The sequence below is a fragment of the Kitasatospora sp. HUAS MG31 genome (genome assembly GCF_040571325.1).
Taxonomy (GTDB): Bacteria; Actinomycetota; Actinomycetes; order Streptomycetales; family Streptomycetaceae; genus Kitasatospora; species Kitasatospora camelliae.
In genome coordinates, this window is sequence record NZ_CP159872.1 from 1528418 (window position 1) to 1549159 (window position 20742).

Consider the following 20742-nt stretch of genomic DNA (forward strand, 5'->3'; position numbering starts at 1 on the left):
CTCCGATCACCTCGGCCATGTCGTGTTCATCTCGGCGGCCGCCGCGATGGGCGGCTTCCTGTTCGGCTACGACAGCGCCGTCATCAACGGCGCGGTGACGGGCATCCAGAAGCACTTCGGCGTGGGCAACGGCGAGACCGCCTTCGTGGTGGCCATCGCGCTGCTCGGCTCGGCGGCCGGCGCGGTGGTCGCCGGGCGGCTGGCCGACCACCTGGGCCGGGTCCGCACCATGCTGCTGGCGGCGACGCTGTTCGCGGTCAGCGGGATCGGCTCGATGTTCCCGCCCAACGTCCAGGTGCTGGCCGTCTGGCGGGTGGTCGGCGGCGTGGCCATCGGCATCGCCTCGGTGGTCGCGCCGACGTACATCGCCGAGGTCGCGCCCACCGCGTACCGCGGCCGGCTGGCCTCCTTCCAGCAGATGGCGATCGTGCTCGGCATCACCGTCTCCCAGCTGGCCAACTACGCGCTGAACGAGGGCGCCGGCGGGGAGTCCACCAACCACCTGGGCGGGGTGCAGGCCTGGCAGTGGATGCTCGGCGTGGAGACCGTCCCCGCCGTGGTCTACGGGATCATGGCGCTGGCGATCCCCGAGTCCCCGCGCTACCTGATCGCCGACCGGCGCGAGGACGAGGCCCGCAAGGTGCTTACCGAGGTGGAGGGCGAGGGTGCCGACCTGGACGCCCGGGTGGCCGAGATCCGGTCCGTGCTGGACACCACGCAGAAGCCGCGGGCCCGGGACCTCACCGGCGGCCGGTTCGGGCTGCTGCCGATCGTCTGGATCGGCATCGGCGCCTCGGTGTTCCAGCAGTTCGTCGGCATCAACGTGATCTTCTACTACTCCTCCTTCCTGTGGCAGTCGGTGGGCATCGACGAGTCCAACTCGCTGCTGATCAGCCTCTCCACCTCGATCGTCAACGTGGTCGGCACGGTGATCGCGATGGCCCTGGTGGACCGGATCGGACGCAAGCCGCTGGCGCTCGCCGGCTCGGCCGGCATGGCCGCCTCGCTGACCGTCGCCGCCTGGGCGTTCTCCTTCCGCGAGGGCACCGGCAACACCGCCACCCTGGACGACTTCCACGCCACCGTCGCCCTGGTGGCGGCGCACGTCTTCGTGTTCTGCTTCGCCTTCTCCTGGGGCGTGGTGGTCTGGGTGCTGCTCGGCGAGATGTTCCCGGGCGCCATCCGGGCGCTGGCCCTCTCGGTGGCCGCCTCCGCGCAGTGGATCGCCAACTGGGCGATCACCGTCAGCTTCCCCAGCCTGGCCGACTGGAACCTGTCGGCCACCTACGGCATCTACGCCGCCTTCGCGCTGCTGTCCATCCCGTTCGTCGCGTTCTGCATCCGGGAGACCAGGGGCCGGGCCCTGGAGGAGATGGGCTGACGCTCACTCCGCTGACGCTCACTCCAACGGCCCGGCGTCGGTACGGGCCGCCGCCGCGCGCCCGCGCATAGCATCTGGCCATGAGCGGCTCGGCACAGCATGTCACCTTCCCCGGCGACGGGCAGACGGCCCACGGCTACCTGGTCCTCCCGCCCCAGGCGGTCGGCCCCGGACTGGTGGTGGTCCCCGGACAGCAGGGCCTGACCGGCCACATCCGGGCCATGGCCGACCGGTTCGCCGAGGAGGGCTTCGTCGCCCTCGCCCCCGACCTGCCCTCCGGTGCCCCGGCCGACGGTGAACTCCCGCCCGAGCAGGCCGTGGTGGACCTGCGCGGCGCCGTGGACTTCCTGCTCGGCCATCCGCAGGTGGTCGGCGACTCGGTCGGCGCGGTCGGCTTCTGCCGGGGCGGCGGACTCTCCCTCGTCCTCGCCGCGCAGGAGGGCGACCGGGTCGCCGCGGTGGTCCCGTTCTACGGCCTGCCGGCCGACGACTTGTTCGAGTACCGGGGACTGACCGCCCACGTCCTCGGCCACTACGCCGAGGAGGACGACGCCAACCCGGTCACGGCGGTGGACGAGGCCGCGATCCGGATCGGCGAGGCCACCGACCGCCGGCCCGAGATCCACTTCTACCCGGCCGGCCACGCCTTCATGAACGAGGAGAACCCCGCCGGCGCCTACGACGCCCTCCAGGCCCGCACCGCCTGGCTGCGGACCCTCAGCTTCCTCTGGGCCCACCTCGGCTGACACCCCGCCGCACGCGGCCGGACCGGCGGAAACCCCGTGGACACCCCCGCCCCGGCGCACCCATAGTCACCGGATGACCACCGCCCTCCGCCCGACCCACAGCCGCCGACCCGCCTGGGCCGGACGGAACTTCACCCTGCACACCTCCGCCACCGTGATCAGCGGCCTCGGCAACGCCGCCGCACCGATCGCCACCGCCTTCGCCGTCCTGGAGCACGGCGGCGGCACCTCCGAGGTCGGCTACGTCACGGCCGCCCGGATGGTCCCGCTGGTCCTCCTGCTGCTGATCGGCGGCGCGCTGGCCGACCGGCTGCCCCGGCACCGGGTGATGGTCGGCGCCAACCTGTTCAACGCCCTCTCCCAGGCCGTCCTGGCGGCCCTGGTGCTCGCCGGCCCGGTCGGCCTGCCGCCCCTGCTGCTGCTCTCCGCCGCGGGCGGCGCCGGGCAGGCCTTCTACGGCCCGGCCGCCCAGGGGGTGATCCTGCAGAGCGTCGACGCCGAGCACTCGGCCCGCGCGTTCTCGGTCTACCGGATGGCCGTGAACGGCGCCCAGATCGGCGGCGCGGCCCTCGGCGGCGCCCTGGTCGGGCTGATCGGCCCCGGCTGGGTGCTCGCCCTGGACGCCGGCTGCTTCGTCCTCGCCGCCGCCCTGCGCACCCTGCTCGACCTGCCCGCCGCCTCCGAGGCCTCCCCCGGCGAACCGGGCTCCTCGCCGGCCCCCGACATGCTGGGCGAACTCCGGGCCGGCTGGCGCGAGTTCATCGGCCGCCGCTGGCTGTGGGCGGTGGTGCTGCAGTTCTCCGTGGTGATGGCCTGCATCGAGGCGGTGGAGGCGGTGTACGGCCCGGTGGTGGCGAAGCAGCGCCTCGGCGGCGCGGGCGCCTGGGGTACCGCGATGGCCGCGTTCAGCGTCGGCATGCTGGCCGCCGGCCTGCTGACGGCCCGCCGGCAGCCCCGCCGGATCCTGCTGGTCGGCAACCTCGGCGTCTTCCTGTTCGCCCTGCCCGCCGTCGCGCTGGCGGTGGCGGCACCCGTCCCGGTGCTGGCCGCCGCGATGTTCGTCTCCGGCGCGGGGGTGACCGTCTTCGGGGTCAACTGGATGCTCGCGCTGCAGCAGGAGATCCCCGTCGAGCTGACCTCCCGGGTCTCCGCGTACGACGCGCTCGGCTCGCTGGCGCTCACCCCGGTCGGCCTGGCCGCGGCCGGACCGGCCGCCGACCTGCTCGGGCTGGACGGCGCGCTGTGGGCCTGTGCCGCGACCACCCTGCTGCTGGCGGCGGCCGTGCTGGTCGTCCCCGAGGTGCGGCGGCTGTCCCGGGCCACCGGGGACCGTCCCGCCGTCGGCGACCGCGCCCCCGCGCCCGCACCCGCACTGAACTGACCCTCCGGCAACCGGCGTCGCCCGCGCGGTCGTCCCCCGGAGACCAGGCCACCGATCAAGGGGAGTGACCGCGTGACCCGACCCCTGCTGTTCCTCGACGCGGACGGCGTGCTCAACCCGCTCGACCCGCACCCGGACGCCGGCTTCACCGCCCACACCGTGCTCGGCTACCGGGTCCTGCTCGCGGACCGGCACGCCGACTGGCTGAACGAACTGGCCGGGACGTACGACCTGGTGTGGGCCACCACCTGGGAGGAGGAGGCCAACCTCCACCTCGCGCCGCTGCTCGGACTGCCCGAGCTGCCGGTGGTCCGCTTCAACGGGTACGTGGCGCAGCCGGACGACCCGAAGGTCCCGCTGATGGAACTGCTCTCCGCCCGCAAGTGGGCCCCGCTGCTGCGGTACGCCCGGGGCCGGCCGTTCGCCTGGGTCGACGACTGCATCCCGCCCCGGCTGGTCCGCCGCTCGCTGCTGCGCCGGGACCGGCTGCTGATGGCGATCGACCCGGTGGAGGGCCTGGAGCGGTACCACGTGGACCGCCTGCTGAACCGCCCCCCGGCCGCCCGCCGCTTCCGGCGCGCCCGTCGGCCGGGCGAGTGAGTCCGCATCCTACCGGTTGGCCCGTTTCGGTTCGGGTTGGGCCCCTTTCGTCCGGCCGGGCGGTGCACGGATAGATTCGCAACCATGCGCATCCGGATCATCGACGCCTTCACCGATCGCCCGTTCGCGGGGAACCCCGCCGCGGTGTGCCTGCTGGACGGGCCCGACTGGCCGGAGACCGCGTGGATGCGGCGGGTCGCGGCGGAGATGAACCACTCCGAGACCGCCTTCGCCCTGCCGCTGGCCGCCGGCGGCGGGGCCGAGTGGGGGCTGCGCTGGTTCACCCCGGTCGAGGAGGTCAACCTCTGCGGCCACGCCACCCTCGCCACCGTGCACGCCCTGCGCTCGGACGGCCTCGCGGCGGGCGCCTGGGTGCGGTTCAGCACGCTCTCCGGCATCCTGCGGGCCCGCCCCGAGCCGGACGGCTCGATCACCCTGGACTTCCCGGCCGCGCCCGTCGCCCCCGCCGCCGTCCCGGACGGCCTGCGCGAGGCCCTCGGCCGCCCCGTCCAGGAGCTGTACGACACCGGCGCGGTGGGCGACCTGCTGGCGGTCCTGCCCAGCGAGCACGCCGTCCGGGCCCTCGCCCCCGACCTCGGCGCCCTCGCCCTGCTCCCGATCCAGGGCGTGATCGCCACCGCCCCGGCCGACGACCCGAACGGCGGGTACGACTTCGTCTCCCGGGTGTTCTGCCCCGGCATCGGCATCCCCGAGGACCCGGTCACCGGCAGCGCCCACACCGCCCTCGCCCCGTTCTGGGCGCAGCGGCTGGGCCGCCCCGCGGTGACGGGCTACCAGGCCTCCGTCCGCGGCGGCCTGGTGGCCTGCGAGGCCACCACCGACCGCGTCCTCCTCTCCGGCCGCGCCGTCACCGTCCTCGACGGCACCCTCCACAGCCACCCCTGACCCGGAAGCAGGTGGCGCAATCGGGCTCTTCAGGGGGGCGTGGGGGCACCTTCCAGCCGCCAAGGCTGGGGGAGAACTGCGCGAAACCGGAAGACACGGCGCCGCACCCGCTCCCGTCACAGCCATCCGCCCTGCCGCGGCCGCACGCACCCGGTCTCCCGCTTCGCGCAGTTCCCCCCTCGCCCCCGGGCTCGCCGGTCACCCGATCACCCGGTCACCCGCTCAGAGCCGGTGCCGCTCCTGCTTCAGCCCCTCCGCGTCCAGCTCCCCGAACGGCGGGATCCCCCGCCCCGGCGCCAGCGTCGGGGCCTCCGCCAGCCCGGCCCAGTCCCGCAGCTTCGCCGTGGCCGCCGCGGACTCCGCCGCCCCCAGCGACCCGATCTTCGCCCCGTGGTTGGCCCCGGCCGCGGTGTACACGTAGCTGTCCCGGCTGCCCCGGCCGAGGCCGAACCGCTCCGCGCCCCACGGGTCGTTCTGCCCGTAGACGAAGATGATCCGCTGCGCGGAGTTCCGCACCCACCGGTCGACGTCCCGCATGGCGGACGGGTCGAACCGCATCGGGATCGACCGCGGCACGTAGCTCCGCGGCGAGTAGAGCTCCCGGTAGTCGTAGTGCAGCAGGTCCTTCAGGTGCGAGACGTCGAACGTGGGCGCTCCCAGCTGCGTCCCGGCCTGGTAGTAGTACGCCGTGTACCCGGCCAGCGAGGCGTCGCTGTTCGAGGTGACGCCGGAGTGGGTGTCGAACCAGGCGTAGAGCTGGTCGTCCGTGGCCGTGGCGGGCGGCACCTCCGCGCAGTCCGCCTCGCCGCTGTACTGCCAGAACGCCCAGACGACGTCGAGCACCCCGACCTCGTAGCCGCGGTCGGCGCTGCCCACGGTCTCGAAGGTGTTGCCCTGGGCGGCGTTGTCGGCGGCGTAGCGGGGTTCCAGGGTGGCGCGGCGGGCGAGCAGTTCGCGCTGGGCGGTGTTCAGGGCGGCCCGGCACTCGGGGGTGCCGACCTGCCGGAAGAAGGCGGTGTAGGCGGAGTCCTCGCGGTCGTTGACGTCGTTGGGCGCGACGTACGCGACGGTGCCGTCCACGTCGTGCGGGTAGAAGCGGCGGTGGTAGACCGAGGACATCCCGCCCTTGCTGGCGCCGGTGGAGATCCAGGCGCCGCGGTACACGGACTTGAGCGCGGTGATCAGCCGGTGGGCGTCGGCGGCGGCCTGTTCGATGCCGGCCTTGGTCCAGTCGGCGGGCTCGGGGCGGGAGGGGGTGAAGTAGCGGTACTCGATGGAGACCTGGTTGCCGTCGGTCAGCCGGGTGGGTTCGGTGCGCGACGGGTTGGTGCCGAGGGTGTAGCCGTTGGTGTAGAAGACGGTGGGCCGGTCGTCGGCCCGGTGCAGCACGCTGAACCGCTGCTCGAAGGTGCCGCGCCACGGCCGGGCGTGGTCGATCGGCTGGGTGTACGTCAGCAGAAAGTACCGGTGGCCGGTGGTGGTGGGCTTCTCCTCGGTGACCTTCATCCCGGGGATGGCCGCCAGCCGGTCCCGGATGTCGGCGCTTCGGCTGTCGGCCGTCCGGGTGTCGCCCTGGGCGGCGGCCGCGGCGGGGACGGCCAGGCCGAGGCCGGGGGCGGTTATCAGCAGGGCGGCGGCGAGCAGCCCGCGGAGCAGAGGTCGCATCAACTCTCCAGCATGGTCGGATATCGGACGTGCCGCACCACACTGACGTGAGCATGACGGAGCGTCAAGGGATCGTGCAGACCCCGCTCCGGGGCGGTGGCGGTCTCACCGGGAGGCCGGGGGCTCCAGATTGCGGGTGATGCGCTCCAGGACGGCGACGGCGGTGCGGTAGTCCTCGGCCGGGACGCCCTCGGTGCACCGCGTACGGAAGTCGGCGACCCGTTCGGCGACCCGGGCGAGGCGGGCGCGGCCGTCGGCGGTCAGGTCGAGGCGCCCGGGTGACGGGCGGTCGGCCCAGCCGTCGGCGAGGACGGTTTCGAGGGCCGCGGTGCGGGCGGCGGCGTCGGCGTTGGCGGCCAGGACGGTGTGGACGTCGGCGTCCCGGGCCTGCGCGGTGTCCTCGACGACGTTGAGGACCTGCCAGGCCAGCCGGGTGAGGCCGAACTCGGCCAGCAGGGCGTCCATGGCGGTGGTGAGGGCGTGGTCGGTGCGGTTGAGCCAGTACCCGATGGGTTTCATGTTGTCCTCCTGAGGGTCAGTGGTGCCGGGCCTGGGCCCGGCGGGGCAGCAGCCGGACCAGGGCGCAGCAGCCGAGCAGGGCCGCGGCGACCGCGCTCAGGCTGTGGACGGCTCCACCCGCCGGGTCGGCACCGGCACCGAAGTAGACGGTGGTGACGGCGGCGGCGCCGATGCTGTTGGCGAGCTGGGAGACGGCGGACAGCGAGCCGCTCGCACTGCCGGACTCCCGGGGGCCGATGTCCCCGAGGGTGACCTCGTAGACGGTGCCGAAGCAGGCGCCGAGGCCGAGGCCGGTGAGGAACAGCGCGGCGGCGAGGGCCCACCCCGCCGGCTCACCGCCGCCGCCGACCAGGGCGAGCAGGGCGAGCAGGGCGAGCGTGCCGGCGAGGGTGAGCAGCAGGCCGATGAGGGTCAGGGTGCGGCCGAGCCGGGCGGTGAGGCGGTGGGCGGCGATCGAGGCGGCGATGATGCCGGCGGCGATCGGGGCGAGGTCCAGGGAGGCGCGGGTCGGGGTGTGGTGCAGGCCGTCCTGGACGTAGAGCGAGAGGACCAGCAGCAGGCCCGCGACGGCCGCGTAGAAGACCAGGCCGAGGACCAGGCCGGAGGTGAAGCCGCGGTTGCGCAGCAGGGTGGGTTCGATCAGCGGGCTCGCGGCGTGGCGCTGGCGCAGGCAGAACAGGGCGAAGGAGCCGAGGCCGGCGGTGAGCGCGAGGGCGGCGCGGGGTGACCAGCCGTGGCTGGAGCCGTCGATCAGGCCGTGCAGCAGGCCGAGCATGGCGGCGGCGAGCAGGCCGGAGCCGAGGACGTCGAGGGTGGCCGCCCGGTCGCCGGTGTCGCGGGGCAGCAGCCGCGCGGCCAGGGCGATGGCGAGGCCGCCGAGGACGATGTTGATCAGGAACATCGAGCGCCAGCCGAGGCCGTCGATCAGGAGCCCGGCGAGGATCGGGCCGCCGATCGCGGACAGGCCCAGGCAGGGGGCGAAGACGCCGAACGCCCTGCCGAGCTCCCGCGCGGGGAAGACGGCGCGGAGGATGCCGAACCCCTGGGGGATCACCAGGGCGCCGAAGGCTCCCTGGAGGATGCGGAAGGCGATCAGCGGGGCCGGCCCGGGGGCGAGGCCGCAGGCGGCGGAGGCGAGGGTGAAGCCGGTGAGGCCGGCGAGGAACAGGCGCCGGCGCCCGTACCGGTCGCCGAGCCGGCCGCCGACCACCAGCAGGACGCCCATGGCGAGGGCGTATCCGGCGCCCAGCCACTGGACGAGGGCGGTGCCGCCGTCCAGGTCGGCGGCGATGGCCGGGGCGGCGATGTTGGTGATCGTCGCGTCGAGCAGGTCGAGGACCGCGGCGAACAGGACGACCGCGAGGACGGCCCAGCGGCGGCGGCCGTCGGCGGGTAACCCACCGGCCGGCGGGGCGATGGGCGGCGGGCGGAGTGCCTCGGCGGGACGGGTGGGCGCCGGGGGCTTGCGGGTCGTGGACATGGATTCCTCGGGAAGGGGCCGACAGGGCCGGCCCGTCGGGGTCAGTGCGCGGTGAAGGCGGCGGCGTTCTCGCCGGCCCACTGGCGGAAGGTGCGGGCGGGCCGGCCGAGCAGGGTGTGGGTGGTGTCGTGGACGGTGGCCGGGCCGCGGTCGGCGGCCGCCCAGAGGTCGAGCAGCGAGCGGACCATCGGGGCGGGCAGGTGGGCGCCCAGCTGCCGCTCGGCCTCGGCCCGGGAGATCCGCTCGACGGTGAGGTCGCGGCCGAGGGCGTCGGCGAGCTGGGCGATCTGCTCGCGGAAGGTGAGCGACTCGGGGCCGGTGAGGGTGTACGCACGCTCCTGGAGCGCGGTGCCGGTCAGCACCTCGACGGCGATGTCGGCGATGTCCTCGGGGTGGATCGGCGCGATGTGGGCGTCCGGGTGGGCGAGCTGGATCGGCAGTGACCGGCCGATGGCGTGGGCCCAGCCGAAGGAGTTGCTGGCGAACGCGCCGGGGCGCAGGAAGGTGTGGGCGAGGCCGGAGTCGGCGAGGGCCCGCTCGACGCGGAGGCTGTGGCTCGCCAGCGGGTCGTTCTCGGCGTCGGCACCGAGGACGGAGGACGAGGAGAGCAGCACGACGTGCTCGACGCCGGCGGCCTCCGCGGCCTTGACCAGGTCGTGGATGCCGGCGGGCTCGGGGTAGAGGAAGACCCGGCGGACGCCCTGGAGCGCGGCGGTGAAGGTCTCGGGGCGGTCGAGGACGAGTTCGACGGCCTCGACGCCGGCCGGGACGGTCAGCTCCGCGGGCCGGGCGCTGGCGGCGCGGACGGTGTGGCCGGCGGTGTGCAGGCGGGCGATGACGGCCTGGCCGACCTGGCCGCGGGCGCCGGTGATGAGCGTGGTCATGGGGGTTCCCTCCCGAGGGGGCGCCGGTTGTCTGCCGAACGCCCCACTATTGCTTGTTGACGACATATGCATGATGTCCTGCACACGTTTTCATGTCAACACATGTCTTCATCCGGCCACGCATACGGGTAGGCTGCCGCCATGACGAAGCGCGAGCACACCGCCGAGGAGCTGCTGGACGCCGTGGGCCCGGCCTTCGGGAAGCTGCGCCGCTCCTCGCTCCTGGACGTCGAGGACCCGATCTCCGCCAAGGACCTCAGCCGCACGCTGGTGCTGCGGATCGTCCTGGAGGCCGAACGGGAGGAGACCGGCGAGATCACGGTCGGCGCGGTCGCCCAGCACCTGGGCGTGGACCCGTCGGTGGCCAGCCGCATGGTCTCCGACTGCATCGCCGCCGGCTATCTGGTCCGCGCCGCCTCCCAGCAGGACGGCCGCCGCACGGTCCTCCACCTCAGCCCCGGGGGGCGCGACCTGATGGCCCGCTTCGCCCGCCACCAGCGCGCGGCCTTCGAGCAGATCACCGCCGACTGGACCGAGCGGGAGCGCCTGGAGTTCGCCCGCCTCATGGTCAAGTACGTCGAGTCCCAGGACGCCCTCCGCGACGGCGCCCCCGCCCGGCGCCCCTCCCGCTGAGACCCCACCGCCCTGCGACCGGCCGCCCCAACCCGCCTCGGCGGCCGGGCCCGGGCTCAGCCGGCTACGCCGACGGCAGCCAGCCCACGTGCCCCGCCAGCAGCGCGTACCCGACGAACGCCACCGTGTCGATCAGCGCGTGCGCGGTCACCAGCGGCATCACCCGCCCCCAGCGGCGGTACAGCAGGCAGAAGACCACGCCCATCACGATGTTCCCGACCAGCCCGCCGACGCCCTGGTAGAGGTGGTACGAGCCGCGCAGCACCGAGCTGGTGACGACGATCGCCGGCCAGCTCCATCCCAGCTGGCCGAGCCGGCGCAGCAGGTAGCCGAGGACGATCACCTCCTCGACGATGGCGTTCTCCCAGGCCGAGGCGATCAGCACCGGCACCCGCCACCAGACCTCGGGCAGTCCGGACGGTGCCACCGTCAGGTTGGCGCCGGCCGCCTGGGCGGCGAGGTAGAGCGCCAGGCCGGAGCCGCCGATCGCCGCCGCGACCAGCACCCCGCGCCCGAGGTCGGAGCGCTTGCGGGTGAGGTCGAAGCCGATCACCCGCAGCGAGGTGCCCTCGCGCACCAGCAGGTACCAGACCAGCGCCACCGGAACCAGGCCGCGGGCGATGTAGTAGACCTGCCAGGCGAGGTCGAGCCAGGGCCGGCCGGGCGCGGCGGACTCGTTGAGGGTGGCCACCTGCTGGCCCAGCGAGATCGGCGCGGTCAGCGCACCGGCGAAGCTGATCACCGCCCGCAGGCCGCTGGCCCCCAGGGACAGGCCGAGGACGATCAGCAGCTCCGCTCCGAGCAGGCGGCGCGGGAGAGTTTCGGTGGTGGGCTCGGTCGGGGCGGTCGTCACCTGGTCTCCCAGCGCGCGCTGCGGCCCGCGCGCCGAGGTGCGGCCCGGGGCCCGGGGGCGGACGGCCTCCGGGCCGATCATCCTTTCACAGCGTGCGCGGGCCCGGCCGACGGCCCGCGCGGGGTCGGCCGGGCCCGGGGGTGCTCAGCCCACCGGCCAGGTGTGCACCGGCTCCCCGGAGCGCATGTGCTCGACGTAGCGCCGGGTCATCGCCGCGATCGCCTCCGCCGGGTCCAGGTGGTGGCTCTCCCGCAGCCGGTGCACGGTGGCCGCCTGCCAGGCCGCGCCGTTGGTCCGGCGCAGGCAGCGCTGCTCGATGATGCCGAGGTACCGGTCCCGGTCCGCCGCCTCGATGCCCCACTCGTCAAGCCCCTGGTGGGCCAGCGGGAGCAGCTCGTTCAGTACCAGGTCGGTGGCGGCGACCGGGGCGAGCCCGCGGCCGCCGCGGCCGGACCGGGACCAGATGAGCTGCGCGTCGATCCCGTACCGGGCGGCGGTGTGGAAGTTCTCGTCGGCGGTCTCGAACGGCAGCCTGGTCCAGATCGGCCGCGACTGCGCGGCCAGCACCCGGACCAGGCCGTAGTAGAAGGCGGCGTTGGCCAGGGTGTCGACCACGGTGGGGCCGGCCGGCAGGCAGCGGTTCTCCACCCGCAGGTGGGCGACCCCGTCGGCGACGTCGTACACCGGGCGGTTCCACCGGTAGATGGTGCCGTTGTGCAGCCGCATCTCACCCAGCCTCGGGACGCCGCCGGAGGCCAGCACCTTGGCCGGGTCCTCGTCGTCGCAGATCGGCAGCAGGGCGGGGAAGTACCGCAGGTTCTCGGCGAACAGGTCCAGCGCGGAGTCCACCCAGCGCTCCCCGAACCAGGTGATCGGGCGCACGCCCTGCGCCTTGAGCTCGGCCGAACGGGTGTCACAGGCCTGCTGGAACAGCACCGGCCGGGTCTCCCGCCACAGCTCCCGGCCGAACAGGAACGGCGAGTTGGCACCGAGGGCGAGCTGGGCCGCGGAGAGCGCCTGGGCCGCGTTCCACACCGAGGCGAACCGCTCGGGGGTGACCTGGAGGTGCAGTTGCAGCGAGGTGGCGGCGGCCTCGGCGACCATCGACACCGACTCCACGGCCAGGTGTTCGACGCCCTGGATGTCGAGCGCGATGTCCTCCCCGCGGGCCGCCAGGATCTGGTCGCTGAGCAGGGTGTACCGGTCGTTGTGCGACATCGCGTCCACGCCGGTGTGGTCCAGGTCGAGGGTCGGCAGGATGCCCACCATGACGATCCGGGCGCCCACCTCGGACGCCTTGCGGTCGGCGTACCGCAGCCCGGTGTCGATCTCCTCGCGCAGCTCCTCCAGCACATGGCCGGTCAGCCGCCGCGGCGCGATGTTCACCTCGATGTTGAACTGGCCCAGCTCGGTCTGGAAGTCACCGGAGGCGATGGACTTCAGCACCTCGGCGTTGCCCAGCACCGGGTGCCCCTGCTCGTCGGCGAGGTTGAGCTCGATCTCCAGGCCCATCATCGCCTTGGGCCGGTCGAAGCGCTTCTCCCGGAGCATCCGTTCCAACACGTCCAGACAGGACTGGAGCTTCCTCCGGTACAGCTGCCGGTCGGACAGTTCCGCACGGGTCGCCACGACCTTCTCGCCCATGGCAGCCCTCCTCCCCCTAGGTCGACGGTGCCTGCATCATGCCCATCCGGAAGATCGATAGCCCGACCCTTCGAACGCATCAGCGGCACAAGGTTTCTGACACTCTTTCAGCGACATCTCGACTTGCCCTGCAAAACGGAACGTGATATGAAGGTCACCCTGCGCACTTGTTCGAGTAGAATTCGCACTGCGCTCCGGCCGGATCTCCACCGTCCGACGACCCCGAAGACGAGTGGCCTCCGTGCCAGCACCGCGATCATGCCCAACCGGACACGGCCAGGCCCCCGTCCTGCTTTCACGGCGGGTGGGCGACGCCATGCCGGTATGCCGCACTCGCACGCCGATCTCGCACGGAGAGGCGACTCCCCCATGACCTTGCAGACGATCCAGCCACCGCCCGGCGCCCTGCGCGCGGTGCTCGCCGCCCTCGACTCGGAGACCGCGCTCCGCCAGCCGGCGGCCGCCCGGCTGCGCCACGGCCCCGGCCCGCTGCTGCCCGCGCACCCGCTGGCGGTGTACGTCCTCCAGGGTCCGGCGGCCCGGCTGACCGCGGCCCGGCGGACGGGCTGGCGGTTCCTGATCACGCACGGCGTGGGCCGCCACGGCGTGATCGAGGAGAGCAGCGCGGAGGTCGCCGCCGCGGCCGAGGTCACCGAAACGGCGGAGGGACACGTCTTCACCCACTTCACCGCCGGGCCGTACCTGGACTCCACGGTCCGCGCCCTGCAGCAGGCCCGGCAGCTCGCCCAGGCCCCGCACACCCGGCACCAGCCCCGGCTGCTGTCCATGCCGGGCCACTACGCCACGGCGCTCTGGCTGCACAGCCCCGCCCCCGGCGAGGACCTGCTGATCCCGCTCGCCCCGGCCCCGCTCGGGGTGACCGCCCACACGGTCTATCCGGCCGCCGAGTTGCTGGCCCGGCTGGAGCCCGCAGCGGTGGCCGCTCCCCTCGTCCTCGGCCGGAGCTGACGCCGCACCACCCGGACGGGCCATCCCCGCCTGACCCGATCGGATCAGGCCGGGGGTGGCCCGTCCGGCGTTCGACGCGCCCGCCCGCCATCCGCCCGGGTGATCTCGGGCCGTTCGCTGTGGCGCGTGTCACCAAATGGCTGCGCGAGCGTCCCGGGATGCCGACACTGGGAACCAGCGTGGAAGGACACGGTGTCCTACCCACTGCGGCGCCGGTTCACACCTGGACCGGGTCCGTGACATCCGCCGGCGAGGGCGGCGCCCTGCGGGCGGCCGTGCGGCGGGCCTGGAACGCGAGCGAAGCGAGGGTACGACGATGTGCCAGCACCGACCTGAGTGTCCTTCGGCCGATTCCCCGGACCGGGAGGCGGCCCTGACGGTCGCCCACCACCCCGAGCAGGGCTGGAGCCTGCTCTGCAACGGCGTCCTCCTCTTCGAGGACACCGGCGAACTCCTCCCCGACGGCCGGGTCATCGCCCCCCGCCGCCCGCTGACCGCCGCCGCGGCCTGAACCCCGGCGCCCCCGGGCGGCCGACAGGACGCGGGCGCAACCGGCCAACCACAAGGGGCGCGGGGAACTGCGCGAAACGGAAGGCCTCGGCCTCTCCCGCCTCGCGCGGTCCCCGCGCCCCTCTGGGTCACCCGGTTGCCCGCAGTCCCCTGCGGCTCAACCGGTCACCCGCGAGCCATCTGCATGCTCAGGCGTCGTACTCGTCCATCGGCGGGCAGGAGCAGACCAGGTTGCGGTCGCCGTACGCGCCGTCGATCCGCCGCACCGGCGGCCAGTACTTGTCCGCCGGGTTCACGCCGGCCGGGAAGACCGCCTCCTGACGCGAGTACGCGTGCTCCCACTCGCCGACCAGCGCGGCCGCGGTGTGCGGGGCGTTGGCCAGCGGGTTGTCGTCCTTCGGCCACACGCCCGAGCCGACCTTCTCGATCTCCGCGCGGATGGCGATCATCGCCTCGCAGAACCGGTCGATCTCGTGCAGGTCCTCGGACTCGGTCGGCTCGATCATCAGCGTGCCGGCCACCGGGAAGGACATGGTCGGGGCGTGGAAGCCGTAGTCGATCAGGCGCTTGGCGATGTCGTCCACGGTCACCCCGGTCTCCTTGGTCAGGGGCCGTAGGTCGATGATGCACTCGTGCGCGACCAGGCCGCCGGGGCCGGTGTAGAGCACGGGGTAGTGCGGGGCGAGCTTCTTGGCGATGTAGTTGGCGTTCAGCACGGCCACCTGCGTGGCGCGCTTGAGGCCCTCGCCGCCCATCAGGCGGACGTACGCCCAGGAGATCGGCAGGATCGCCGCCGAGCCCCAGGGCGCGGCCGAGATCGGGCCGACGCCGGTGGCCGGGCCGGCCTCCGGCTGCAGCGGGTGGTTGGGCAGGTACGGCGCGAGGTGCGCGCGGACCGCGACCGGGCCGACGCCCGGGCCGCCGCCGCCGTGCGGGATGCAGAAGGTCTTGTGCAGGTTCAGGTGCGAGACGTCCGCGCCGAACTTGCCCGGCTTGGCGAGGCCGACCAGGGCGTTCAGGTTGGCGCCGTCGACGTACACCTGGCCGCCGGCCTCGTGCACCATGGCGCAGATCTGGGTGATCTCGGTCTCGTACACGCCGTGGGTGGACGGGTAGGTGACCATCAGCACGGACAGCTGGTCGCGGTGCTGCTCGATCTTGGCCTTGAGGTCCTCGACGTCCACGTCGCCGTCGACCAGGGTCTTGACCACGACCACGCGCATGCCGGCCATGGCGGCGGAGGCCGCGTTGGTGCCGTGCGCGGAGGACGGGATCAGGCAGACGTCACGCTGGGTGTCGCCGTTGGCCTGGTGGTAGGCGCGGACCGCGAGCAGACCGGCGAGCTCGCCCTGGGAGCCGGCGTTCGGCTGGATGGAGACCGCGTCGTAGCCGGTCACCTCGACCAGCTGCTGCTCCAGCTGACGGATCAGGGTGAGGTAGCCCTCCGCCTGGTCCACCGGGGCGAACGGGTGGAGCTGGCCGAACTCCGGCCAGGTCACCGGCTCCATCTCGGTGGTCGCGTTGAGCTTCATGGTGCAGGAGCCCAGCGGGATCATGCCGCGGTCCAGCGCGTAGTCGCGGTCCGACAGGCGGCGCAGGTAGCGCAGCATGGCGGTCTCGGAGCGGTGGCTGTGGAAGACCGGGTGGGTGAGGTACTCGTCCTCGCGCAGCAGCGCGGCCGGCAGCGCGTCGGCCGACTCCAGGTCCGCGGTGAACTCGGCGGCGGGAACGCCGAACGCGGCCCAGACCGCGGCCAGGTGGTCGCGGGTGGTGGTCTCGTCACAGGAGATCGACACCAGGTCGTCGTCCACCTGGTACAGGTTGACGCCCTCGGCGCGGGCGGCGTTGACCACGGTGGCGGCCCGGCCCGGGACGCGGGCGGTGACGGTGTCGAAGAACGCGCCGTGCGCCAGCTCGACGCCGCCGGCCCGCAGGCCCTCGGCGAGGGCGGCGGTGTAGCGGTGGGTGCGGCGGGCGATGTCGGCCAGGCCGTCGGGGCCGTGGTAGACGGCGTACATGGAGGCCATGACGGCCAGCAGCACCTGGGCGGTGCAGATGTTGGAGGTGGCCTTCTCGCGGCGGATGTGCTGCTCGCGGGTCTGCAGGGCCAGGCGGTAGGCGCGGTGGCCGTCGGCGTCGACCGAGACGCCGACCAGGCGGCCGGGCAGGTTGCGGGCGTACTCGGCGCGGACGGCCAGGTAGCCGGCGTGCGGGCCGCCGAAGCCCATCGGGACGCCGAAGCGCTGCGAGGTGCCGCAGGCGATGTCGGCGCCCAGCTCGCCCGGGGACTTCAGCAGGGTCAGCGCCAGCAGGTCGGCGGCGACCGCGACGACCGCGCCCAGCTCGTGGGCCCGGTCGATGACCGGCTTGAGGTCGCGGACGGCACCGGAGGCGCCCGGGTACTGGAGGAGCACGCCGAAGACGCCGCGCTCGGCGACCTCGGCCGGGATGCCGGCGGACAGGTCGGCGACCACGACCTCGACGCCGGTCGGCTCGGCGCGGGTCTCGATCACGGCGATGGTCTGCGGCAGGGCGTCGGCGTCGACCAGGAAGACACCGCCCTTGACCTTGGTGACGCGGCGGGCGAGGGCCATCGCCTCGGCGGCGGCGGTGCCCTCGTCCAGCAGCGAGGAGCCGGAGGTGGCGAGGCCCGTCAGGTCGGCGACCAGGGTCTGGAAGTTGAGCAGCGCCTCCAGGCGGCCCTGCGAGATCTCCGGCTGGTACGGGGTGTACGCGGTGTACCAGGCCGGGTTCTCCAGCACGTTGCGCAGGATCACCGGCGGGGTGAAGGTGCCGTAGTAGCCCAGGCCGATCATCGAGGTGAGCACCTGGTTGCGGTCGGCCAGCTCGCGCAGCTCCGCGAGCACCTGGGCCTCGCTGCGGCCGGCGGGCAGGCCGAGCGCGGTCAGGCTGCGGATGGCCTCGGGGACGGCGGTGTCGGACAGCTCGTCCAGCGAGCCGTAGCCGACCTGGGCCAGCATCTTCTCCTGGGCACCGGCGTCGGGGCCGATGTGGCGGTTCTCGAAGGGGCTGGCCAGTTCGAGCTCGGTGAGGGTCGCGTCGGTACGACCGTTGGTCGGCTGAGCGTTCATGGGGGTCGAGGCCTCCTGGTCACGGACCGGCGGGGGTACGCACGCCGGTCGGCCACCGCAGGGGCCAAGTGCCGCACGAACCCGTCAGGCCTCCCCCTCTGTCATCGGTACCTGAGAGCTTCGCCGTACCGGCGCCCGGAGGCATCCCGTCGACTTGCACCGTCGGTGAGGGTGGTTCCGGCCGGCTCCTGTGCCGGTGGACCTGCCCTGCTTTCCAGAGTGACCTGATCCTGCTCGGTACGGATGCCTGAGAGATTCCGGGGAGGATTTGCTCCTTCGGCGCCCCGCCCACCCGTGTCACGGGTTCCGGGGACTCTCCCGAGCGGGCTCGGCGGTCGCCGCCCAGGGTACCAGCGCGAGCTGCGCCGATCACCGGTCGGCGGACGTGATCTGCCCCGGACGGCCGCGCTCCGCTCGCCGCTGTCCGTTACATGCCCTTTGGTGTGAAGTGGCGGGTGGCCAGCTCCTCCAGCCGCCACCCCGACGGAGTCTCACAGGAGCGGTTTGGACTGGAGGACAGCGTGCAGACCGATATCGATCCGCGCGACCTGATCGGACACAAGGCGGTCGACCGGAACGGTGACAAGATCGGCACGGTCGACGAGGTGTACCTGGACGACGCGACCGGCGAGCCCGAGTGGGCCGCGGTGCGGACGGGCATCTTCGGCCGGGACGCCTTCGTCCCGCTGACCACCAGCGAATTCTCCGGCGAAGAGCTACGGGTTCCGTACGACAAGTCACTGATCAAGGAATCCCCGGACTTCGGGGTGGGGCAGCACCTCTCCCCCGCCCAGGAACTCCAGCTCTACCGCTACTACGGGCTCGACACCGTCGGCGTCCAGCCGCAGCCCTCCACGACCGTGGGAGCCCCCGCCGCGGAGCGCGACCGGGACCGCGACTTCGGCACGGTCACCACCGCGACGCCCACGGCCACGACGACCGCCGCCACCACCGCGGACCCCGGCGCCCGCAGCGCCACCACCCCCCACCAGACCACCACGTCCGACCGGACGCACCAGACCAGGGAGAGCGCGATGCCGCTGGCCTTCACCACCACGCCGGAGTCCGCGGCCCCCGCCGGCCTGCGCGACGAGCCCCAGACCCACGTCCGCCCGGGCCCGGCGCCCGACCTGCGGACCGGGACCGGCGCCCCGACCGTGGAGACCGCGCCGCACGACCCGGTGGAGATCACCTGTCGCGAGGAGCGGATGGACATCACGACCGAGTGGCACGTGCTGGGCACCGCGAAGCTCCGCAAGTACGTGACCACCGAGTCGGTGGAGCGGCGGGTGCCGGTGGTGCGCGAGCGGGTCCGGATCGAGCGGGTGCCGGTCACCGAGGCCGAGCGGGCGGCGCTGACCGAGCAGGAGATCGCCGAGGCGGTCGAGGAGGTCACGCTGCGCGAGGAGCGTCCGGTCGTGCACAAGTACCTGGCCCCGGTCGAGCGGGTCCGGCTGGTGGTCGAGCGGTACACCGAGGAGCTGGTGGTGCACGAGGAGCTGCGCCGGGAGCAGGTGGAGATCCACGACAGCACCTCGGCCGAGGAGCCGACGGCCGGGCCGGGGCCGCTCGCCAACGGTTCGGGCCGCCCGGAGCCGATGCGCCCGTCCTGACGGCCCCGCAGGTGAGGCCCCGGTCCGCTGCGGCGGGCCGGGGCCTCGGCTTTGCCAAAACTTCACCGATCGATATTTGACAGACTGAAGTATCTCTCGGCATGGTTACTTCAGTTGATTCACCATCTCACGCCTGAAGCACTCTGCTTCCGGCGGTCCGAACCGGAGGAAGAACCGTGAGTGAGGCACCACAGCCCACCGCCACGGCCGACAAGCCGACCAGCGCCCGGGTGCTCCCGGCCCTCGTGCTGGCCATGCTGGCGTTCAGCGTGGTGCAGACCGCGGTCGTCCCGATCCTGCCGTCGCTCGCCCGCGAGCTGAACGTCACGGGCTCCAACATCACCTGGCTGATGACGGCCAACCTGCTCTCCGCCGCGGTGCTCACGCCGCTGCTGGGCCGCTTCGGCGACCTGCGCGGCCGCAAGCCCATGCTGCTGGTCTCGCTCGCCGGCCTGGTCGCCGGTTCGGCGCTGGCCGTCGGCACCCACTCGTTCACCTGGCTGGTCGTCGCCCGCGTCCTGCAGGGCGCCGGCGGTGGCGTCCTGCCGCTGGCCATCAGCATCGTCCGCGACGAACTCCCCCGCGAGAAGGTCACCGGCGGCGTCGCCCTGATCAGCGCCTCGATGGGCGTCGGCAGCGGCCTCGGATTGGTCGCCACAGGCCTGCTGCTGGAGCACTGGGACTACAAGTCCATCTTCTGGATGGGCCTGGCCTTCGGCCTGATCGCCATCGCCCTGGTCGCCCTGCGCGTCCCCACGGACCCGGTCGTCGACAAGAACGGCGGCGCCGACCCGCTCGGCGCGCTCACCCTGGCCGGCTGGCTCTCCGCCCTGCTCGTGGCGGTCAGCCAGGGCAACCACTGGGGCTGGACCTCCAACCGCACCCTCGGCCTGTTCGCCGTCGCCGCCGTGGTCGCCCTGGTCTGGATCGTCATCGAGGTCAAGGTCAAGCACCCGCTGGTCGACATGTCGATGATGTCCCGTCCCGCCGTCGCCTTCACCAACATCTCCGGCCTGCTGATCGGCTTCGGGATGTACGGCTCCTTCATGGTCATCAGCAACTTCGCCCAGACCCCGGAGAAGTACACCCACTACGGCTTCACCGCCTCCGTCCTGCACGCCGGCGTGATGCTGCTGCCCTCCGCCGTCGGCTCGATGGCCGCCGCCCCGATCGGCGCCCTGCTGATCGCCCGCCGCGGGCCCCGCCTGCCGCTGGTCCTCGGCGGCCTGCTCGGCGCCGCCTCCATGGCGTACCTGGTGGTCCGTCACGGCCACGAGGGCGACCTCTACTTCTCCTCCGCCGTCTTCGGCCTGGGCGTCGGCCTCGCGTACGCCGCCATGCCCGCCTACATCAACGGCGCCGTCCCGGCCGAGCAGAGCGGCATCGCCAACGGCATGAACGCCGTGCTGCGGACCGTCGGCGGCGCCGTCGGCACCGCGGTGATGGGCGCCATCCTCACCGGCGACACCATCCCGAAGCTGCCGGTGCCCTTCCCGACCCTGGACGCCTACGAGCACGCCTTCGCGACCGCCGCGGTGATGTGCCTGGTGGCCGCCGTCGTCCCGTTCGCCATCCGGCGGATCAAGCCCGCCGTCGCGCCCGCCGCGACCGGCATCCCGGCCCCGGCCGGCACCAGCCCCGAGCTGGCCACGACCGACGCCTGACGAGGCGTCCGCCCTCGCGCTCCGGGACAGGGCGCGAGGGGCTCGGCCCCCTCCGGTCGCCAGGGCATCGCGACCCCGGAGGCCCAGCCCGACAACGGCCCCGCACCTGGGACAGGGTGCGGGGCCCTTGCCGTCCACGGGCCCTCGGCGGCTCACCAACCCAGGGCGGGCACCCCTGATGACCACCCGGTCGCCCGGTCGC

Annotated in this window: 17 protein-coding genes and 1 riboswitch; of the genes, 10 read left to right on the plus strand and 7 right to left on the minus strand. The window is 73.5% G+C overall.

Going from position 1 to position 20742, the window contains the following annotated elements:
* The first annotated feature begins 46 nt into the window (after nucleotides 1–46).
* From ABWK59_RS07245 to ABWK59_RS07265, 5 genes are all read left to right on the plus strand, one after another.
* Entirely contained in the window at nucleotides 47–1381 is a 1335-nt protein-coding gene (locus ABWK59_RS07245) for a sugar porter family MFS transporter (RefSeq protein ID WP_420492909.1), read from the plus strand.
* An 80-nt stretch (nucleotides 1382–1461) separates the two neighbouring features.
* Nucleotides 1462–2127: a dienelactone hydrolase family protein gene (locus ABWK59_RS07250; RefSeq protein WP_354638884.1), complete on the plus strand. Its 666-nt coding sequence runs from the start codon at nucleotides 1462–1464 to the stop codon at nucleotides 2125–2127.
* A 73-nt stretch (nucleotides 2128–2200) separates the two neighbouring features.
* Nucleotides 2201–3508: an MFS transporter gene (locus ABWK59_RS07255; RefSeq protein ID WP_354638886.1), complete on the plus strand. Its 1308-nt coding sequence runs from the start codon at nucleotides 2201–2203 to the stop codon at nucleotides 3506–3508.
* A gap of 72 nt (nucleotides 3509–3580) precedes the next feature.
* Nucleotides 3581–4108 carry an HAD domain-containing protein gene (locus tag ABWK59_RS07260; RefSeq protein ID WP_354638888.1) on the plus strand — a complete coding sequence of 176 codons (528 nt, stop codon included), beginning with the start codon at nucleotides 3581–3583 and terminating at the stop codon, nucleotides 4106–4108.
* A gap of 84 nt (nucleotides 4109–4192) precedes the next feature.
* Complete coding sequence (locus ABWK59_RS07265) at nucleotides 4193–5014, plus strand: PhzF family phenazine biosynthesis protein (protein ID WP_354638890.1); 822 nt, start codon at nucleotides 4193–4195, stop codon at nucleotides 5012–5014.
* Nucleotides 5015–5236: 222 nt separating this feature from the next.
* On the opposite strand, the gene ABWK59_RS07270 is transcribed toward ABWK59_RS07265, so the two are convergent.
* The 4 genes from ABWK59_RS07270 to ABWK59_RS07285 all read right to left on the minus strand — a co-directional run bounded on the left by ABWK59_RS07270 (nucleotide 5237) and on the right by ABWK59_RS07285 (nucleotide 9562).
* The gene (locus ABWK59_RS07270; protein WP_354638891.1) at nucleotides 5237–6679 is read right to left on the minus strand and encodes a S28 family serine protease; all 1443 of its coding nucleotides are present in this window, start codon (nucleotides 6677–6679) and stop codon (nucleotides 5237–5239) included.
* Between the two features lie 105 nt (nucleotides 6680–6784).
* Complete coding sequence (locus ABWK59_RS07275; RefSeq protein ID WP_354638892.1) at nucleotides 6785–7198, minus strand: MarR family transcriptional regulator; 414 nt, start codon at nucleotides 7196–7198, stop codon at nucleotides 6785–6787.
* A gap of 16 nt (nucleotides 7199–7214) precedes the next feature.
* Nucleotides 7215–8678, minus strand: coding sequence for an MFS transporter (locus ABWK59_RS07280; protein WP_354638894.1), 1464 nt, complete (start codon nucleotides 8676–8678; stop codon nucleotides 7215–7217).
* Between the two features lie 41 nt (nucleotides 8679–8719).
* On the minus strand, nucleotides 8720–9562 hold the full coding sequence (locus ABWK59_RS07285; protein ID WP_354638895.1) for an NAD(P)H-binding protein: 843 nt from the start codon (nucleotides 9560–9562) through the stop codon (nucleotides 8720–8722).
* Between the two features lie 141 nt (nucleotides 9563–9703).
* Between ABWK59_RS07285 and ABWK59_RS07290 the strand changes: the two genes are divergently transcribed.
* Nucleotides 9704–10195 (plus strand): MarR family winged helix-turn-helix transcriptional regulator, encoded by a 492-nt coding sequence (locus ABWK59_RS07290; protein WP_354638897.1) that lies wholly within the window; start codon nucleotides 9704–9706, stop codon nucleotides 10193–10195.
* Nucleotides 10196–10259: 64 nt separating this feature from the next.
* On the opposite strand, the gene ABWK59_RS07295 is transcribed toward ABWK59_RS07290, so the two are convergent.
* Both ABWK59_RS07295 and ABWK59_RS07300 read right to left on the minus strand, forming a co-directional pair.
* Nucleotides 10260–11048, minus strand: a complete 789-nt coding sequence (locus ABWK59_RS07295) for a CPBP family intramembrane glutamic endopeptidase (RefSeq protein WP_354638899.1) — start codon at nucleotides 11046–11048, stop codon at nucleotides 10260–10262.
* 144 nt (nucleotides 11049–11192) lie between these two features.
* On the minus strand, nucleotides 11193–12692 hold the full coding sequence (locus ABWK59_RS07300) for a glutamate-cysteine ligase family protein (RefSeq protein ID WP_354638901.1): 1500 nt from the start codon (nucleotides 12690–12692) through the stop codon (nucleotides 11193–11195).
* Nucleotides 12693–13061: 369 nt separating this feature from the next.
* Between ABWK59_RS07300 and ABWK59_RS07305 the strand changes: the two genes are divergently transcribed.
* Together ABWK59_RS07305 and ABWK59_RS07310 are read left to right on the plus strand one after the other, a co-directional pair.
* Nucleotides 13062–13661, plus strand: coding sequence for a hypothetical protein (locus ABWK59_RS07305; RefSeq protein WP_354638903.1), 600 nt, complete (start codon nucleotides 13062–13064; stop codon nucleotides 13659–13661).
* Between the two features lie 316 nt (nucleotides 13662–13977).
* Nucleotides 13978–14172, plus strand: coding sequence for a DUF5999 family protein (locus ABWK59_RS07310; protein WP_354638905.1), 195 nt, complete (start codon nucleotides 13978–13980; stop codon nucleotides 14170–14172).
* 187 nt (nucleotides 14173–14359) lie between these two features.
* Here ABWK59_RS07310 and gcvP read toward each other — a convergent pair whose 3' ends face one another.
* Complete coding sequence (gene gcvP, locus ABWK59_RS07315; RefSeq protein WP_354638906.1) at nucleotides 14360–17263, minus strand: aminomethyl-transferring glycine dehydrogenase; 2904 nt, start codon at nucleotides 17261–17263, stop codon at nucleotides 14360–14362.
* A gap of 225 nt (nucleotides 17264–17488) precedes the next feature.
* Nucleotides 17489–17594, minus strand: a riboswitch (glycine riboswitch).
* Between the two features lie 190 nt (nucleotides 17595–17784).
* On the opposite strand from gcvP, the gene ABWK59_RS07320 reads away from it, so the two are divergent.
* The gene (locus ABWK59_RS07320; RefSeq protein WP_354638907.1) at nucleotides 17785–18876 is read left to right on the plus strand and encodes a PRC and DUF2382 domain-containing protein; all 1092 of its coding nucleotides are present in this window, start codon (nucleotides 17785–17787) and stop codon (nucleotides 18874–18876) included.
* 176 nt (nucleotides 18877–19052) lie between these two features.
* The gene (locus ABWK59_RS07325; RefSeq protein ID WP_354638908.1) at nucleotides 19053–20540 is read left to right on the plus strand and encodes an MFS transporter; all 1488 of its coding nucleotides are present in this window, start codon (nucleotides 19053–19055) and stop codon (nucleotides 20538–20540) included.
* Nucleotides 20541–20742 lie beyond the last annotated feature (202 nt).

Excerpts from the sequence above, each read along its gene's own strand:
- ABWK59_RS07245 (WP_420492909.1), top strand. The coding sequence starts at position 47 with ATGGGCGGCTTCCTGTTCGGCTACGACAGCGCCGTCATCAACGGCGCG.
- ABWK59_RS07250 (WP_354638884.1), top strand. The coding sequence starts at position 1,462 with ATGAGCGGCTCGGCACAGCATGTCACCTTCCCCGGCGACGGGCAGACG.
- ABWK59_RS07255 (WP_354638886.1), top strand. The coding sequence starts at position 2,201 with ATGACCACCGCCCTCCGCCCGACCCACAGCCGCCGACCCGCCTGGGCC.
- ABWK59_RS07265 (WP_354638890.1), top strand. The coding sequence starts at position 4,193 with ATGCGCATCCGGATCATCGACGCCTTCACCGATCGCCCGTTCGCGGGG.
- ABWK59_RS07270 (WP_354638891.1), bottom strand. The coding sequence starts at position 6,679 with ATGCGACCTCTGCTCCGCGGGCTGCTCGCCGCCGCCCTGCTGATAACC.
- ABWK59_RS07275 (WP_354638892.1), bottom strand. The coding sequence starts at position 7,198 with ATGAAACCCATCGGGTACTGGCTCAACCGCACCGACCACGCCCTCACC.
- ABWK59_RS07280 (WP_354638894.1), bottom strand. The coding sequence starts at position 8,678 with ATGTCCACGACCCGCAAGCCCCCGGCGCCCACCCGTCCCGCCGAGGCA.
- ABWK59_RS07285 (WP_354638895.1), bottom strand. The coding sequence starts at position 9,562 with ATGACCACGCTCATCACCGGCGCCCGCGGCCAGGTCGGCCAGGCCGTC.
- ABWK59_RS07290 (WP_354638897.1), top strand. The coding sequence starts at position 9,704 with ATGACGAAGCGCGAGCACACCGCCGAGGAGCTGCTGGACGCCGTGGGC.
- ABWK59_RS07300 (WP_354638901.1), bottom strand. The coding sequence starts at position 12,692 with ATGGGCGAGAAGGTCGTGGCGACCCGTGCGGAACTGTCCGACCGGCAG.
- ABWK59_RS07305 (WP_354638903.1), top strand. The coding sequence starts at position 13,062 with ATGACCTTGCAGACGATCCAGCCACCGCCCGGCGCCCTGCGCGCGGTG.
- ABWK59_RS07310 (WP_354638905.1), top strand. The coding sequence starts at position 13,978 with ATGTGCCAGCACCGACCTGAGTGTCCTTCGGCCGATTCCCCGGACCGG.
- gcvP (WP_354638906.1), bottom strand. The coding sequence starts at position 17,263 with ATGAACGCTCAGCCGACCAACGGTCGTACCGACGCGACCCTCACCGAG.